The organism is Pseudonocardia zijingensis (assembly GCF_042657305.1).
GTDB lineage: Bacteria > Actinomycetota > Actinomycetes > Mycobacteriales > Pseudonocardiaceae > Pseudonocardia > Pseudonocardia zijingensis.
Genome location: NZ_JBHSKO010000008.1, coordinates 35,401 through 51,007, shown reverse-complemented (window position 1 = coordinate 51,007; position 15,607 = coordinate 35,401). Strand labels below are relative to the sequence as shown.

Genomic DNA, 15,607 nt, shown 5'->3' with positions numbered 1-15,607 from the left:
TGTCGGATGCGAACGGGGGCCTCGAGCCTGGAGACGGGAAACTCGCCCACCTCAGACGAGGGACTCGCCGACCGAAGGGGGGACTCGCGCACCGGATGGGGGACTCGCGCACCGAGATGGGGGATTCGCGCGTCGAAACGGGAGACTCGCCGTCCTGAACGCGAGACTCGCGCATCGGATGGGGGACTCGCCGCCTGAGACGGGGGACTCGCCCCCGGTGCGCGAGTCTCGCGTTTCGGGGGGTGAGTTGCGCGCGGGGTCAGGGCGCGGTCATGCGGCGCCGATGCCGAGGGACTGCTTCAGGAACTGGACCTGCAGCAGCAGCAGGTTCTCCGCCACGACCTCCTGGGGCGTCATGTGCGTGACCCCCGACAGCGGGAGCACGCTGTGCGGCCGTCCCGCGGCGAGCAGGGCCGACGACAGGCGCAGGGTGTGGGCGGCCACCACGTTGTCGTCGGCGAGGCCGTGGACGAGCAGGAGGGGCCGGGTCAGCCGGGGCGCGTCGGCGATCAGGGACGAGCGCTCGTAGGCCTCCGGGTCGGTGTCCGGGCGGCCGAGGTAGCGCTCGGTGTAGTGGGTGTCGTACAGCGCCCAGTCGGTGACGGGGGCGCCGGCCACGGCCGCGTGGAAGACGTCCGAGCGGCGCAGCACGGCGAGCGCGGCGAGGTACCCGCCGAAGGACCAGCCGCGGATGCCGACGCGGGTGAGGTCGAGGTCCGGGTGCTGTTCGGCGGCGGCGTGCAGCGCGTCGACCTGGTCCTGCAGGACGGGGCCCGCGAAGTCGCCGAGGATCGCGCGCTCGAAGTCCGGCCCGCGCCCCGGCGTGCCCCGCCCGTCGGTGACGACGACGGCGAAGCCCTGGTCGGCGAACCACTGGCTGGTGAGGAACGCACCCCGGGCGGCGAGCACGCGCTGGGAGTGCGGGCCGCCGTAGGGGTCCATGAGGACGGGCAGCCGCGTGCCCGGCTCGTGGTCGGTGGGGAGCAGCACCGCGGTGCGCAGCGCCCGCTCGCCCGCGCTGAGCAGCGTGACCCGCGGCGTGAGGCCGGGGAGGTCGGCGAACGACGCGATCGTGCGTTCGGTGCCGTCGCGCCGCACGGTGGTGGTCGTGCCGTCGGTGTCGAGGTCCTGGCGCGTCACGACGAGCGTGCCCGCGGTGAGCCGCCCGCCGTGGACGCCCGGACCGGTGGTGACGGCGGCGAGGCCGTCCGGTCCCCACGTCCACAGCCCGATCGAGGTGGGGTCCTCGCTCGCCCGGAACAGCACGACGTCGCCGTCGATGTCCGCGACGTCGCGCACCTGCAGCGCCGGGGGCGTGACGGGCTCCCCGTCGGCGAGCAGGCGCAGTCCGCCGTCGACGGCGCCGACGGTGAGGAGCGCGCCCGACGCGGTGTGGGCGGGTACGCCGGGCACGAGGTCGACCCACGCGGGATCGGTCTGCTCGTGCACGGGTGTGGTGGCGCCGGTGTCCGGGTCGACGCTCAGGATCCGCAGGGCGCGCTGGTCGCGGGGCTGCACGACGATCATGAGGCCGTGGCCGTCCCAGACGGCGTCGGCGAGGTACTCGTCGCGCTCCTGGTCCCACCGCACCGGAACGACGGTGCCGTCGAGGTCCACCACCTCCAGCGTGACGCGGGCGTTCGGGGTGCCCGCTGCCGGGTAGGCGACGACGGTGGGTTCGCGGTCCGGGTGCTCGGGGTCGGCGATGTGCCAGCGGTGCACGGGCGAGTCGTCCACCCGCGCCACCAGCAGGGCGTCGCCGTCGGGTGCCCACCAGTAACCGCGCATGCGGCCCATCTCCTCGGCGGCGACGAAGTCGGCGAGGCCGTAGGTGACGTGCGGGCCGTCGGGCTCGGCGAGCGCGGTGGTGACGCGGGAGGTGACGTCGTGGACGTGGAGCGCACCGCCTGCCACGAACGCGATGCTGCGCCCTGAGGGGTCGGGCCGGGGGTCGATCACGCCGGGCGGGGTGTCGACGAGGCGCGGGGTCAGCCCGCCCGCGAAGTCGGTGAGGTAGAGCCGCCCGGACAGGGCGAACGCGGCCGTGGTGACGGGCCGGTCGGTGGCGTAGCCGACCACGCCGCCCGCCTGCTCCCGGGTGCGCTCGCGGCGCGCCTTCTCCTCGGGCGGCAGGTCGTCCTCGCCTGCGGCGTCGAGTTCGCGCGGGTCGACGACCAGCCGTTCCTCGCCGGTGCCGAGGTCCAGCGTCCAGAGGCAGGTGACGGGGTCGGTGCCGCCCCGGCTGCGCAGGAACACCACCCGCTGACCGTCGGGGGACACGGTGATGCCGCGCGGCGCGCCGAGGGTGAAGCGACGGGTGCGGGCCTGCCGGCGGGGGAAGCTGTCGGTCACGGGAGATCAGTCTGCCCGGCCGCCGGTCAGTTCACGCAGGGCACGCCGGTGGTGATCACGGGAGGCGCGGACGTGCGGGTCGACCCGGGCACGTCCGCGGGTTCGACGGTGAGGTCGTCACCGTCGTCGTCGGTTTCGGGCGGCGTCGTGGTGGGCGCCGGTGCCGGTGCCGTGGGCGTCGCCGTCGTGGGGGTGTCGGCCGGGTCGAGGAGCGATCGGACGAACGTGCGCACCTCGTCGCGGTCGATCTGCACGGCGATGCCGTCGACGGGGGTGCGCAGGTCGGGGCGTCCGGTCGGGATGGTGTGGAACGTCAGCGACGAGCCGGAGACCCGGCGGAGCTGGGCGAGGGCCTTGTCGAGCTGCCAGCCGCGGTCGAGCACCACGTAGCGGGTGGCGATGTCGACGAGGCGCTGCAGCTGCGCGGGGGCGGTGACCGTGCCCGTGGCGAGCACCCGTTGGGCGAGGCCCGCGGCGAAGGCCTGCTGGCGGGCGATGCGGTCGAGGTCGCCGCCCTCGAGGCCGTGCCGCTGCCGGACGAACGCGAGCGCGCCCGGGCCGCTGACGAGGTGCCTTCCTGCGGGCAGGTCGACCCCGGAGTAGGAGTCGTGGACGGGGGCGTTCAGGCACACGGGCACGCCGCCGAGTGCCTCGGTGAGCTCGACGAAACCGGCCATGCCGATTTCGGCGAAGTGGTCGATCCGGGCCCCGGTGAGCTGTTGGACGGTGGCGACGAGGGTGCGCCTGCCGGACTCGCGGGCGCGCCGGTCGAGCTCCGCGCCGTCGAGGCCCTGGGCGCGCAACGCCTCCGCGGAGTCCTCCATCCCGCGCCGGTACGCGGAGTTGATCTTGTGGGTGCCCTTGCCGCCCGCGATCGGCACGAACGAGTCGCGCGGGATGGAGATGGCGACCGCGCGACCGTCGAGCCCCGCGGGCACGTGCAGGAGGATGATCGTGTCGGTGTGCAGCTGACCCTCGTCCGGGCCCGCGTGCAGGGCGTCGAGCACGGCGGGTGGGAGCGGGTCGCCCTGTGCGTCGGTGCGGGCGTCCAGGCCGACCAGCAGCGCCGTGAACGCTTCGCCCTCGGGGGTGGGGCGCGGGGTGGGGATCGCGGCGTCGCTGGTGACGACGGCCGTGTCGACGCGCTGGTGCAGCGACCACGCGAACCCGGTGGCGACGAACGCCGCGGCCGACGCGAGCGCGACGAGCGTGCGCACGGCCGCGAGCGTCGTGCGTCTGGCATCCATGATGTGCACTCCGGGTGACCCGCGGCGGCCCTCGCGTCGCGCGCCGCGACCGTGCAGGGCTCCCACCACCGCCGTTGCGGCTTCCGTCCACTGTAGTCACGCAATGTGCGAAGCGACTGCTCCGAACGGAGCAGGTCACACGTCCGGTGTGCCGTGTCACGGCACGGTCGGTGACCAAAGCATGATCAACGCGCTAGTGTCGCCGCCTACTTGACGGTGCCACCGGGGGGAGACGCGCGATGAGCGACCTGAAGAGCACGTGCCGGGAGGCACCGAGAGCACGGCCGGACGTGCCCGGACGCCACCCGTAACGGCTTCCGGTGCAGCCCGAGGTCTACGACAAGATCACAGCGCAGAACGGACGTTCGCGATGACCGCTCCCCACCAGTCACGCCGCGAGTCGGCGTTCCCGGAACGACCCCTACCGCACGAGCCCCACCAACCGCCCCAGCAGCCGACGCGGCCGCCGGTGGCGCCGGGCCAGCACCTGCGGCCCTGGCCGCTGAACCCGGAGCAGCAGCCGCAGCACGCCTACCCGGAGCAGCCCTACCACCAGCCCGGCCAGCCGGAGCCGCAGTCGGGGCGCCACGCCGCCGAGGAGGAGTTGCGCCGGGCGCGCGCCCAGGGCACGGCCCCCGGGGCCCCCGACACCGGGTCGATTCCGATCTTCGTGCCGCGGCAGCGGTTCGTGGGCCTGGCCGTCACGGCGCTCATCCTCGGCATCGTCGGGCTCGTCGGAGGCGTCGTCGGCGCGCTCGTCGGCACGTCGGTGGCCGCCCTGCAGTACCTCACGATCGGGCTCGCCGCGCTCGGCGCCGTGCTCGGGGTGATCGCGATCCTCGGCACCCGCAAGGTCCTCGCGGCCCTCGGTACGGTGCTGTGCGTCGGCGCGGTCGTCGTGGCGCTCACGGCCCAGGTGGCCGAGGTGCCGGAGGGCGAGGCCAGGCTCGGCGGCACCGACGACGCGATGCAGGACGTGGCGCTGCAGGACTGCACCGTGGTGCGCGAGGGCGCCGAGGCGCGGGCCGAGGCCACGCTGGAGATCAGCAACCGCACCGACCAGCGCCAGTCGTACAACATCACCGTCACGGTGAACGACAAGGGCGGCCCCCGCGTCGGCGAGATCCACGCGATCGCCACCACCGTCGAGCCGGGCCAGACCATGGTGCTGTCGGGCGCGCAGGCGAGCGGCACCGTCAGCGGGCGGGCGCAGGCCGGGCCTGCGGACTGCCGGGTGTCCGACGTCAACCGGCTGGAACTGGGCTGACCGTTTCAGGTCGGGCCGGCTCGGGTCAGGTCATCGCGCGGGCGCTGTCGGCTGCCTCGAGGAGCGCGCGGGCGAGCTGCTCGGCCTCGTCCGGGCTGAACGACCACCGGTGGGCGCGGCTCTCCGGGCGGCCGTCCCCTCCGCCGGGGAACACGACGACCTGCGCCTCGGCGTCCGCGTCGTCGTTCCGCGCAGCGGCGGGGATCCCGATCTCGACCTGCAGGTCCATGGCGAGCGTCGTGTCCTCCTGGATGCGCATCGGCCCACCATGCCCCACCGGGCGGCGGGCCGCCGGATGTCAGGGGAAGGGCCTAGCGTCACACCCGTGACCACAATCGAGAACCCCCCGGGGCGGGGCATCGCCCGCCTCGGCGTCGTCGCGCTCGACTGCCCGGACACGGTGGCCCTCGCGCGCTTCTACAGCGCGCTCACCGGGTGGCCGCTTCCCCCGCCCGACGAGGACGACCAGTGGGTCCAGCTCGACCCGCCCGACGGCCAGGGGGCGGCGCTGGCGTTCCAGAAGTCGCCGGACCACCGCCCGCCGCAGTGGCCCGACGGCGACGTGCCCCAGCAGCTGCACATCGATTTCGACGTGCCCGACCTCGACGAGGGCGAGCGTGCGGTGCTGGCCATCGGGGCGCGCAAGCACGAGGTGCAGCCCAAGCCGGATAGCTTCCGCGTGTACCTCGACCTGGCGGGCCACCCGTTCTGCCTGGTGCGGGCCTGACGGTCTCGTTCCGCCGAGCCTCACTCCGGAGGCGTCAGCCGCCGTGGTGTCGTGTTCGGCAGAGCTGGCCGGCTGGTTCGCCACTCACCGCGGTCCAGGACGTCTTCGCGGAGGAGTTGGGGGTGCCGTGGCCCGCTCGGGCCGGAGCGGTGCCGGACGCCGACGCGCGGGTCGAGGGCCATCGGCTCACCGTGTGGTTCGGGGCCGAGTCGGCGCCGGCCCTGACGCTCGCCCCGGTGCCGCTGGGCCCGTGATCCCCGCGCGAGACGTACTCCTCGTCGTGATGGGCGCCCTGGCGTACTGCTCACGCTGATCATCGGGCGTCAGCAGTACCTGAGGGCCGTCGTGACCGCGCTGGTGCGCTTCGGCGTGGCCGGGTCGGCCGGGCCGCGCGTCAGCTCACCAGCCGCGTTCCCGCCATTCGCCGAGGTGCGGGCGCTCGGCACCGAGGGTGGTGTCGTCGCCGTGGCCGGGGTACACCCAGGTCTCGTCGGGGAGCGGGCCGAAGATGCGCTCCTCCAGGTCGTCCATGAGCTGGTTGTGGTCCTCGGCGGTGGTGGTCTTGCCGTGGCCGCCGGGGAAGAGCGAGTCGCCGGTGAAGACGTGCGGGTGGCCGCCCTCGGCCGGGTCGCGGTAGACGAGGGCGATCGAGCCGGGGGTGTGGCCGCGCAGGTGCACCACCTCGAGCTCGATGTCGCCGAACCGGATGGTGTCGCCGTGTTCCACCAGCAGGTCCATCGGGATCGGCAGCTCGGGCGCGTCGAGCGGGTGGGCGATCTGGCGGGTCTGGAACATGCCGGCCACGGCGCCGAGCGCCTGCCAGTGGTCGTAGTGCTGGTGCGTGGTGACCAGGTGGTTCAGCTCGGGGCGGCTGTCGTCGGCGCCGACGAGGTCGGCGAGCCGGTCGGGTTCGTTGGCCGCGTCGATCAGCAGCGCCTCGTTGGTGGCCCGGCAGACCAGCAGGTAGGCGTTGTTGTCCATCGGGCCGACCGAGATCTTGGTGATGCTGAGGGCCTCGAGGTCGCGACGGGTGGCAGCGCCGCCCGGGTCGACGTGGCCGGTGTAGCTGTCGAGGACGTCCACCCGGCCAGCCTAGTCGTGTCGCCGGACCGTCACGATCGGATCGCGGTGGGATGCGCGGTTAGCCCGAATCGTTGACAGCGGATCCGTCGCTCGACAACGATCCGTCGACACTCGGCCCGGCATGACGAGTTCGACGAGGAGCTGTCTGCAATGGATCCCCACCTGCTCACCCGACGGCGTCTGCTGGGTCTCTTCGGCGCGGCGGCGTCCGTGCCGGTGATCTCGGCCTGTGGGAGCAGCGTCGGCGGCTCCGGTGGCGGGGAGACGGGCGGCGGGGGAGGCGGCGCGGTCAAGGTCGGGCTCGTCGTGCCGCAGTCGGGCGTCTACGCGGCCCTCGGCACGGACATGCAGCGCGGCTGGGAGCTCTGGCTGGAGCAGAACGGCGGCAAGTTCGGCGACCGCACCGTGGAGACCGTGATCGCCGACGAGGGCGAGACGCCGCAGACCGGCGTGCCCGCCGTGCAGAAGGTCCTGCAGAGCGACGGCGTGGACGTGGTGGTCGGGCTGGTCAACTCCGCCACCGCGCTGGGCGTGCGGGACACGATGGCGGAGGCGCGCAAGCTCCTGATCGTCACCAACGCGGGCGCGGAGGACGTCACCGGCCCGGGCCGCACCCCCTACGTCTGGCGCAGCTCCTTCACCAACGGCCAGATCGCGGCCGCGATGGGCACGCACCTGGCGGAGTCGGGGTTCGCGGAGGGGGTCTTCGCGATCGCGCCGGACTACGCCGCGGGCAAGGAGGTCATCTCCAACTTCACGCGGGCGTTCGAGACCGGCGGCGGCCAGGTCGTCGGGTCGGCGACGCCGCCGTTCGGCACCACCTCGGACTACCAGCCCTTCCTGACGCAGATCCAGGGGTCGGGTGCGCGGGCCACGTTCTGCTTCTTCTCCGGCTCCGAGGCCATCACGTTCGTGCAGCAGTACGCGCAGTTCGGGCTGGCCGACACGATCCCGTTGTACGGGTCGGGGTTCCTCACCGAGGGCAACGTGCTGCCGCAGCAGGGCGACGCCGCGCTCGGGGTGCAGACCACGCTGCACTACAGCGACCAGCTGGACACCCCGGTCAACAAGGCGTTCGTCGACGCCTACTCGAGCGCCCACGGCGAGGCGCCGAGCTGTTTCGCCGTGCAGACCTACGACGCCGCGAACGTCCTGAACCGCGCCCTGCGCACCGCCACCGCGCTCGACGGCGACGCGCTCGGTGCGGCGCTCGGCCAGGTGGGCACGATCGACGACAGCCCGCGCGGCCCCTGGGTGTTCGAGAACCAGACGCCGCGCCAGAACATCTACCTGCGGCGGGTGGAGAACGTGGGCGGCACGCTCGTGAACGCCGTGGTCCAGGACCTCGGGCCGCAGAGCCAGCCGGCTCCGGCGTGACGGTGGCCTGATGCTCGTCAGCGTCCTCAACGGGCTGGCCGTCGGGTTCCTGCTGTTCATCCTCGCGGTCGGGCTGTCGCTCGTCTTCGGGATGATGGACGTGCTCAACCTCGCCCACGGAGCGCTCTTCGTGCTCGGCGCCTACCTCGGTGCCGCGTTCTCCGGCAGCTGGGGCGGCTTCCTCGCGGCGCTCGGGATCGCGGCGGTGGCCGGGCTCGCCGCCGGTGCGCTGCTGTCGCTGATGACGGCTCCGCTGCGCCGCCGCTCGCACCTCGACCAGGCGTTGCTTACGCTCGGGGTGGCGTTCGTCGTGGCCGAACTGCTGATCATCTTCTTCGGCGACGACCCGTTGTCGGTGGCGGCGCCGCCCGCGCTGGACGGCTCCGTCACCGTGTTCGGCGCGGTCTACCCGGCCTACCGGCTGGTGCTCATCGGTGTCGGGGCCGTGCTGGCGGTGGTGGTCTACCTGGTGGTGGAGCGCACCCGGGTGGGCGCGCTGGTGCGGGCCACCGTGGCCGACCGGGACATGGTGGCCACCGTCGGCATCGACAACCGGCTCGTCACCACGGCCGTGTTCGCGGTCGGCTCGCTGCTGGCCACCACCGCGGGCGTGCTCGGCGGGCCGATCTACGGGGCCCGGCCGGGCCTCGACGCCACCGTGCTCATCCTCGCGCTGGTCGTCGTCGTGATCGGCGGACTCGGCTCGGTGCGCGGGGCGCTCGTGGGAGCGCTGATCATCGGCCAGGTCGACACGCTCGGCCGGTTGATGCTGCCGGAGCTGGCCTCGTTCGTGCTGTTCGCGGCGCTCGCGGTGGTGCTGGTGCTGCGCCCGCAGGGCCTGTTCGGCGGGCCGGTCGCGGCGGGTGCCCGGTGACGGCGGTGGAGGCTCCGGCGGTCCCCGGCGGCGCGGCGGCCGCCCCACCGCGGGCGCCGCGGGGCCGGGTGGGCCTGCTCGTGACCGCGATCGTCGTCGTGCTCGCGGCGGTGCCGCTCTTCCTGGCCCCGTTTGCCACCACCACGCTCACCCGCATCCTGGTGTTCGCGCTGTTCGCGGTGAGCCTCGACCTGCTCGTGGGCGTCACCGGGCTGCCGTCGCTCGGGCACGCCGCCTACTTCGGGTCGGGCGCGTACGCCGCGGGCTGGGTGTCGATCAACGTCACGGCGGAGGCACCGGTGCCGCTGCTGGTCGGGGGCGCGGTCGGGGCGCTGGTGGCCGCGCTCACCGGCTGGATCACGGTGCGCAGCGCCGGCGTGTTCTTCCTGATGCTGACGCTCGCCATCGGCGAGACCGTGCAGCAGCTCGCGAACGCCTGGGACTCCGTCACCGGCGGCGCGAACGGCCTCACCGGCATCCCCTCGGTGCGCATCGCCGGCGCACCGCTCACGAACGCCGGCTTCACCTACTGGTACGTGCTCGCCGTGTTCCTGGTCGGGTTCGTGGTGGTCTGGCTGGTGGCCCGCTCCCCGTTCGGAGCGGCCCTGCGCGGCATCCGCGACAACGAGCCCCGGATGCGGGCGATCGGCTACCCGACGGCGCTCTACAAGTACGCGGTGTTCGTGCTGGCGGGCGGGGTCGCCGGGCTCGCCGGGTCGCTGCTCGCCGCGCAGGCGCGGATCGTCGCGCTGCCCGACCTCGGCTTCCTCACGGCGTCGTTCGCGCTCCTCGCCGTGATCATCGGCGGCGCGGGCTCGCTCTGGGGCGCCTGCCTGGGCGCGGCGCTCGTGATCGTCATCCGCGACGCGCTCGGCCCCAGCCTCGGCGGCCACGGCACGCTGGTGCTCGGGGCGGTCTTCGTGCTGGTCGTCTACTTGCTGCCGCGCGGGGCGGCGGGGATCCGGCTGCGCGGGAGGCGGTCGTGACGGCACTGCGGTGCGCCGGGCTGCGCCGGTCCTTCGGGGCGCTCAACGCCGTCGACGGCGTGGACATCACCGTGGAGCCGGGCGCCCGGCACGCGCTGATCGGTCCCAACGGCGCCGGGAAGTCCACGCTGTTCAAGCTGGTCAGCGGCACGATGCGGACGCACGGGGGCACGGTGGAGCTCGCGGGCCGCGACGTCACCCGGCTGTCGGAGGTGGCGCGCTGCCGGCTCGGGATGAGCCAGACGATGCAGCACGCGAGCCTCTTCGGCTCGATGACGGCGGCCGAGACCGTGGCGCTGGCGGCGGCCCGGCACGGCGGCGGGCGGATCTCGCCGCTGCCGCGCAGGCAGCCCGCGGTGCAGGAGCGCGCCGAGGAGCTGCTCGAGGGCGTCGGGCTCGCCGACCGGCGCGACGTACCCGTGCCGGCCCTCTCGCACGGGGAGCGCAAGCAGCTGGAGGTGGCGCTCGCGCTGGCGTGCCGCCCGTCGCTGCTGCTGCTCGACGAACCGGCGGCCGGGATGTCGCCCGCCGAGAGCGCGCGGCTGCTCGAGCTGCTCGCGGGGCTTCCCGCGGAGATCACGGTGCTGTTCGTGGAGCACGACCTCGACCTCGTGTTCTCCCTCGCCGACTCGGTCACCGTGCTGCACCTCGGCCGGGTGCTGCTGTCCGGCACACCCGACGAGGTGCGCGCCAGCGAGGCGGTGCGGGAGGCCTACCTCGGGGCGGGCCGGCGCGAGGAGTTGTTCGGGTCATGAGCTTCCTGCAGGTCCGCGGGCTCGTCTCCGGCTACGACCGGGGCGTCGTGCTGCACGGTGTCGACCTCGACCTGGACGCGGGCGCGGTGCTCGGGCTCCTCGGGCGCAACGGCGTCGGCAAGTCCACGTTGATCATGACGCTGGCTGGGCTCGTGCCGCCCTCGGCGGGCTCGGTGCTGCTGGACGGCCACGAACTGGCCGGGCAGCGCGCGGACCGGATCGCGCGGGCCGGGGTGGCGCTCGTGCCGCAGGGGCGGCGGGTCTGGGCCACGCTGACCGTTGCCGAGCACCTCGCGCTCGCCGCCCGCCGCGGCCGCTGGACCGTCGCCACCGTGCTCGACCTGCTGCCCCGCCTCGCCGAGCGCCGCAAGCAGCTTGCCGGCCAGCTCTCCGGGGGCGAGCAGCAGATGCTCGCCATCGCCAGGGCGCTGCTGACGAACCCCCGGCTCGTGCTGCTCGACGAGCCGTCCGAGGGGCTCGCGCCCGCGGTCGTCGACCAGATCGCCGGCGTCGTCACCACCCTGCGCGACGAGGGGGTGGCGGTGCTGATCGTCGAGCAGGACCTGCACCTGGCCTTCGCCGTGGCCGGGGAGATCGCGGTGATGGAGAAGGGCGCGCTCGTGCACCGGGTGCCGACGCCGGAGTTCCGGCGCGACCCGGACACGGCGTACCGCCTGCTCGGCGTGGCCTGACGGGTGCCTGGCGTGGCCGGCATGACGGAGCAACCCGACGACGTCTCCCGGTTCCGCGCGGAGCTGGACCAGCGCTCGGCGCACGCCAAGCGCGTGCTGGACCTGGGACCCGACGTCGTGCACCCGCTCTCCGACGTCGTGCGGAGCGCCGACGGCCCGGACGACGTGCCGGCGTGGGCCGTCGAGCTGTTCCGGCGCGCCGAGGAGCAGGAACCCTGGAGCCGGGCCGGCGAGATGCCGCCGCCCTGACCCCGCGGCGCCGGGGCTACCCCGTCGTCAGCACCGTGCGGATCGTCACCGCATCGCGCAGCAGCACCGTGATCGGCGTGCTGTCGACCACCGCCGCGAGCTGCTCCCGCAGGTCGGTGCCCACCTCGCCGTCCACGGTGACGCGCCGGTCGAGCATCGGCGGCGTCTCCGGGTGCACACCCACGTGCACCGTGACCGCGCCGGGGTCGACGTGCCAGCGCTGCAGGAACGTGCGCACCGACATGGCCGTGCAGGCCGACAGGGAGGCCGCGAGCAGGCCGAACGGGGTGGCGCCCGGCGGTTCGGCCCCGGACCCGTCCGGCACGGCGCAGCTCAGCTCCAACCCGTTGACGACCAGGTCGGCGGCGTCGCTCCCCGCCTCGGGCAGGCGTGCGACGGACCAGACGTTCGGCTCTCCCACCGGGGCAGCCTATGGCCCCACCGGGTGGTTCAGGAAAGCCACATTCAAGGCCTCTCCGGCCCTGAATGTGGCTTTCCTGAACTTAGGGAGGCCGCGCGGACCGCGCCGGACCAGCCCCCGCCGGGGGAGATCGAACGTGTGTGCGATCCTTCTCGTGGCTGCCCGGCTCCCGGGGCAGCCGCCCGCCGGGCGACGCACCGGTTCTGTCGGTGGCCGCGCCTAGCATGGATCGAGGGCCGCTCTCGGCCCTCCACCCGCATCTCAGGAGGCTTCCCCACCGTGGCCGACCGTCTGGTAGTACGCGGCGCCCGCGAGCACAACCTGCGCGGCGTCGACCTCGACCTGCCGCGCGACAGCCTCGTGGTGTTCACCGGCCTGTCCGGGTCCGGCAAGTCGAGCCTCGCGTTCGACACGATCTTCGCGGAGGGGCAGCGCCGGTACGTCGAGTCGCTGTCGGCGTACGCGCGGCAGTTCCTCGGGCAGATGGACAAGCCCGACGTCGACTTCATCGAGGGGCTGTCACCCGCGGTGTCGATCGACCAGAAGTCCACCAACCGCAACCCGCGGTCCACGGTCGGCACCATCACCGAGGTCTACGACTACCTGCGCCTGCTCTACGCGCGCGCAGGCGTCCCGCACTGCCCCGTCTGCGGGCACGTGATCGAGAAGCAGACGCCGCAGCAGATCGTCGACCAGGTCCTCGCGATGGAGGAGGGCAGCCGGTTCCAGGTGCTGGCGCCGGTGGTGCGCACGCGCAAGGGCGAGTTCGTCGACCTGTTCTCCACGCTGCAGGCGCAGGGCTACTCCCGGGTGATGGTCGACGGCACGGTCCACCCGCTCACCGACCCGCCCAAGCTCAAGAAGCAGGAGAAGCACGACATCTCCGTGGTGGTCGACCGGCTCACGGTCAAGGAGTCGGCCAAGCAGCGGCTCACCGACTCGGTGGAGACGGCGCTGCGGCTCGCCGACGGGCTGGTCGTGCTCGACTTCGTCGACCTGCCCGACGACGACCCCCACCGCGAGCGCCGCTTCTCCGAGCGCATGGCCTGCCCCAACGGCCACCCGTTGTCCCTCGACGACCTCGAGCCGCGCACGTTCTCGTTCAACTCGCCCTACGGCGCGTGCCCGGAGTGCACGGGGATCGGCATCAAGAAGGAGGTCGACCCGGAGCTGGTCGTCCCCGACCCGGAGGCGAGCCTCGCCGACGGCGCGATCGCCCCCTGGTCGGGCGGGCAGTCCGCGGAGTACTTCGGGCGGCTGCTGGACGGCCTGGCGAAGGCCGTCGGGTTCCGGATGGACACGCCGTGGCGCAAGCTCCCGGCCGCCGCACAGAAGGCCGTGTTGCACGGCACCACCGACCAGGTGCACGTCCGCTACCGCAACCGGTACGGCCGCGAGCGCTCCTACTACGCCAACTACGAGGGCGTCATCCCGTTCCTGGAGCGGCGCCTCGACCAGACGGAGTCGGAGTCGCAGCGCGAGCGCTACGAGGGCTACATGCGCGACGTGCCGTGCCCGGCCTGCAAGGGGGCGCGGCTCAAGCCGGAGGTCCTGGCCGTCACGCTCGCCCACCGCACCCAGGGCGACCGGTCCATCGCCGAGGTGTCGGCGATGTCGGTGGCGGAGTGCTCGGAGTTCCTCGACGGCATGGTGCTCGACGAGCGCCAGGCGATGATCGCGGGCCGGGTGCTCAAGGAGGTGCAGGCGCGGCTGGGCTTCCTGCTCGACGTCGGGCTCGACTACCTCTCGCTCGACCGCGCCGCGGGCACCCTGTCCGGTGGCGAGGCGCAGCGCATCCGGTTGGCCACGCAGATCGGGTCCGGCCTGGTCGGCGTGCTGTACGTGCTGGACGAGCCGTCGATCGGGCTGCACCAGCGCGACAACCGGCGGCTGATCGAGACGCTCACCCGGCTGCGCGACCTCGGCAACACGCTCATCGTCGTCGAGCACGACGAGGACACCATCCGCTCCGCCGACTGGGCCGTCGACATCGGCCCGGGGGCGGGGGAGCACGGCGGCCACATCGTCCACAGCGGGCCGGTGCCCGAGCTGGAGGCGCACGACACGTCGCTCACCGGCGCCTACCTCTCGGGCCGGCGCTCCATCCCGGTGCCCGACATCCGCCGCCCGCGCGACCGCAAGCGGCAGCTCACGATCGTCGGGGCGCGGGAGCACAACCTGCGCGGCATCGACGTCGACATCCCGCTGGGCTGCCTGGTGTCGGTCACCGGGGTGTCCGGGTCCGGCAAGTCCACGCTGGTCAACGACATCCTGGCCACGGTGCTGGCCAACAAGCTCAATGGTGCGCGGCAGGTCCCGGGGCGCCACACGCGCATCACCGGGCTCGACGGGCTCGACAAGCTCGTGCGCGTCGACCAGTCGCCGATCGGGCGCACCCCGCGCTCCAACCCGGCCACCTACACCGGGGTGTGGGACAAGATCCGCACGCTGTTCGCGTCCACCACCGAGGCGAAGGTGCGCGGCTACCAGGCGGGCCGGTTCTCGTTCAACGTCAAGGGCGGGCGCTGCGAGGCGTGCTCCGGCGACGGCACCATCAAGATCGAGATGAACTTCCTCCCGGACGTCTACGTGCCGTGCGAGGTGTGCAAGGGCGCCCGCTACAACCGCGAGACGCTCGAGGTGCACTACAAGGGCAAGACCGTCGCCGACGTCCTCGACATGCCCATCGAGGAGGCGGCGGAGTTCTTCGCGCCGATCACCTCGATCTCGCGCTACCTGCGCACGCTCGTCGACGTCGGGCTGGGGTACGTCCGGCTCGGGCAGCCGGCGCCCACGCTGTCCGGTGGCGAGGCCCAGCGCGTCAAGCTGGCCTCCGAGCTGCAGAAGCGCTCCAACGGCCGCACGATCTACATCCTCGACGAGCCCACCACGGGCCTGCACTTCGAGGACATCCGCAAGCTGCTCAGCGTGATCAACGGCCTGGTCGACAAGGGCAACTCGGTGATCGTCATCGAGCACAACCTCGACGTCATCAAGACGTCCGACTGGATCATCGACATGGGCCCGGAGGGCGGTTCGGGCGGTGGCACGGTGATCGCGCAGGGCACGCCGGAGCAGGTGGCGGCCGACCCGGCGAGCTACACCGGCCAGTTCCTCAAGAGCCTGGTCACGCCGGAAGAGGCCCCGGCCCCCAAGACCCGCCGGAAGCGGGCGGCGGCCGCGAGCTGATCCCGTACGAACGGCACCCTCGTACCGCTCTATCGGACGAGGGCGCCGTTCGTACTGCGGGGCAGCGCGGGTTGGCGGGGTTGGCGCGGATTTCGGGCGCGCCTCGCGTCGGCCTGGCGGAGACGGGCTGCATCTGGTCTCGGCGCACCGTCGGACCTCCACACAGCGACACCCGTTGGCATGTGGCGCGCTGCGCGCTGCGGTGATCGACGGGGCCGGGTCGGAGATCATCGATCTCGTGGGCGCTCTGCGAGGTGCCCGGTTCGCCTCCCGGACCTGGGCGCGAGCCGTCGGCCCGGGGAGCGGGCTGACCGGCTGTGGTCGCCGTGGGGCGAGGCGGGGCGGGCCATGATCGTTGCGAAGTTGCCCGCAGCGCCCTTGTGAGGGC

At 73.4% G+C, this 15,607-nt stretch carries 15 protein-coding genes; 10 read left to right on the top strand and 5 right to left on the bottom strand.

From position 1 onward, the window contains the following. Positions 1–270: 270 nt before the first annotated feature. Complete coding sequence (locus ACFPL3_RS17905; RefSeq protein ID WP_343946906.1) at positions 271–2,352, bottom strand: S9 family peptidase; 2,082 nt, start codon at positions 2,350–2,352, stop codon at positions 271–273. A 26-nt stretch (positions 2,353–2,378) separates the two neighbouring features. Continuing rightward, positions 2,379–3,599 (bottom strand): LCP family protein, encoded by a 1,221-nt coding sequence (locus tag ACFPL3_RS17900; RefSeq protein ID WP_343946905.1) that lies wholly within the window; start codon positions 3,597–3,599, stop codon positions 2,379–2,381. Positions 3,600–3,969: 370 nt separating this feature from the next. Here ACFPL3_RS17900 and ACFPL3_RS17895 point away from each other — a divergent pair, with 370 nt between their 5' ends. Next, positions 3,970–4,866, top strand: coding sequence for a hypothetical protein (locus tag ACFPL3_RS17895; RefSeq protein ID WP_343946904.1), 897 nt, complete (start codon positions 3,970–3,972; stop codon positions 4,864–4,866). 25 nt (positions 4,867–4,891) lie between these two features. On the opposite strand, the gene ACFPL3_RS17890 is transcribed toward ACFPL3_RS17895, so the two are convergent. Then, complete coding sequence (locus ACFPL3_RS17890) at positions 4,892–5,125, bottom strand: hypothetical protein (RefSeq protein ID WP_343946903.1); 234 nt, start codon at positions 5,123–5,125, stop codon at positions 4,892–4,894. A gap of 66 nt (positions 5,126–5,191) precedes the next feature. Here ACFPL3_RS17890 and ACFPL3_RS17885 point away from each other — a divergent pair, with 66 nt between their 5' ends. Together ACFPL3_RS17885 and ACFPL3_RS17880 are read left to right on the top strand one after the other, a co-directional pair. After that, positions 5,192–5,593: a VOC family protein gene (locus ACFPL3_RS17885; protein WP_343946902.1), complete on the top strand. Its 402-nt coding sequence runs from the start codon at positions 5,192–5,194 to the stop codon at positions 5,591–5,593. A 122-nt stretch (positions 5,594–5,715) separates the two neighbouring features. Continuing rightward, positions 5,716–5,847: a hypothetical protein gene (locus tag ACFPL3_RS17880; RefSeq protein WP_343946901.1), complete on the top strand. Its 132-nt coding sequence runs from the start codon at positions 5,716–5,718 to the stop codon at positions 5,845–5,847. A gap of 145 nt (positions 5,848–5,992) precedes the next feature. On the opposite strand, the gene ACFPL3_RS17875 is transcribed toward ACFPL3_RS17880, so the two are convergent. Beyond that, the gene (locus tag ACFPL3_RS17875; protein ID WP_343946900.1) at positions 5,993–6,676 is read right to left on the bottom strand and encodes an MBL fold metallo-hydrolase; all 684 of its coding nucleotides are present in this window, start codon (positions 6,674–6,676) and stop codon (positions 5,993–5,995) included. A 150-nt stretch (positions 6,677–6,826) separates the two neighbouring features. On the opposite strand from ACFPL3_RS17875, the gene ACFPL3_RS17870 reads away from it, so the two are divergent. Genes ACFPL3_RS17870 through ACFPL3_RS17845 form a run of 6 tightly spaced genes read left to right on the top strand, consistent with a single transcriptional unit; the run spans position 6,827 to position 11,609 of the window. Next, complete coding sequence (locus tag ACFPL3_RS17870) at positions 6,827–8,053, top strand: ABC transporter substrate-binding protein (RefSeq protein WP_343946899.1); 1,227 nt, start codon at positions 6,827–6,829, stop codon at positions 8,051–8,053. A gap of 10 nt (positions 8,054–8,063) precedes the next feature. After that, positions 8,064–8,927 (top strand): branched-chain amino acid ABC transporter permease, encoded by an 864-nt coding sequence (locus tag ACFPL3_RS17865; protein ID WP_343946898.1) that lies wholly within the window; start codon positions 8,064–8,066, stop codon positions 8,925–8,927. Between the two features lie 5 nt (positions 8,928–8,932). Continuing rightward, positions 8,933–9,913: a branched-chain amino acid ABC transporter permease gene (locus ACFPL3_RS17860; RefSeq protein WP_343946897.1), complete on the top strand. Its 981-nt coding sequence runs from the start codon at positions 8,933–8,935 to the stop codon at positions 9,911–9,913. Then, the gene (locus tag ACFPL3_RS17855) at positions 9,910–10,668 is read left to right on the top strand and encodes an ABC transporter ATP-binding protein (protein WP_343946896.1); all 759 of its coding nucleotides are present in this window, start codon (positions 9,910–9,912) and stop codon (positions 10,666–10,668) included. The genes ACFPL3_RS17860 and ACFPL3_RS17855 overlap by 4 nt, the downstream gene beginning before the upstream one ends. Beyond that, on the top strand, positions 10,665–11,360 hold the full coding sequence (locus ACFPL3_RS17850; RefSeq protein ID WP_343946895.1) for an ABC transporter ATP-binding protein: 696 nt from the start codon (positions 10,665–10,667) through the stop codon (positions 11,358–11,360). The genes ACFPL3_RS17855 and ACFPL3_RS17850 overlap by 4 nt, the downstream gene beginning before the upstream one ends. A 21-nt stretch (positions 11,361–11,381) precedes the next feature. Next, a complete protein-coding gene (locus tag ACFPL3_RS17845) occupies positions 11,382–11,609 on the top strand; it encodes a hypothetical protein (RefSeq protein ID WP_343946894.1) in 228 nt (75 codons plus the stop codon). 16 nt (positions 11,610–11,625) lie between these two features. On the opposite strand, the gene ACFPL3_RS17840 is transcribed toward ACFPL3_RS17845, so the two are convergent. Continuing rightward, complete coding sequence (locus ACFPL3_RS17840; protein ID WP_343946893.1) at positions 11,626–12,030, bottom strand: OsmC family protein; 405 nt, start codon at positions 12,028–12,030, stop codon at positions 11,626–11,628. Positions 12,031–12,309: 279 nt separating this feature from the next. On the opposite strand from ACFPL3_RS17840, the gene uvrA reads away from it, so the two are divergent. After that, positions 12,310–15,219, top strand: a complete 2,910-nt coding sequence (uvrA, locus tag ACFPL3_RS17835; protein ID WP_343946892.1) for an excinuclease ABC subunit UvrA — start codon at positions 12,310–12,312, stop codon at positions 15,217–15,219. The last annotated feature ends 388 nt before the right edge of the window (positions 15,220–15,607 follow it).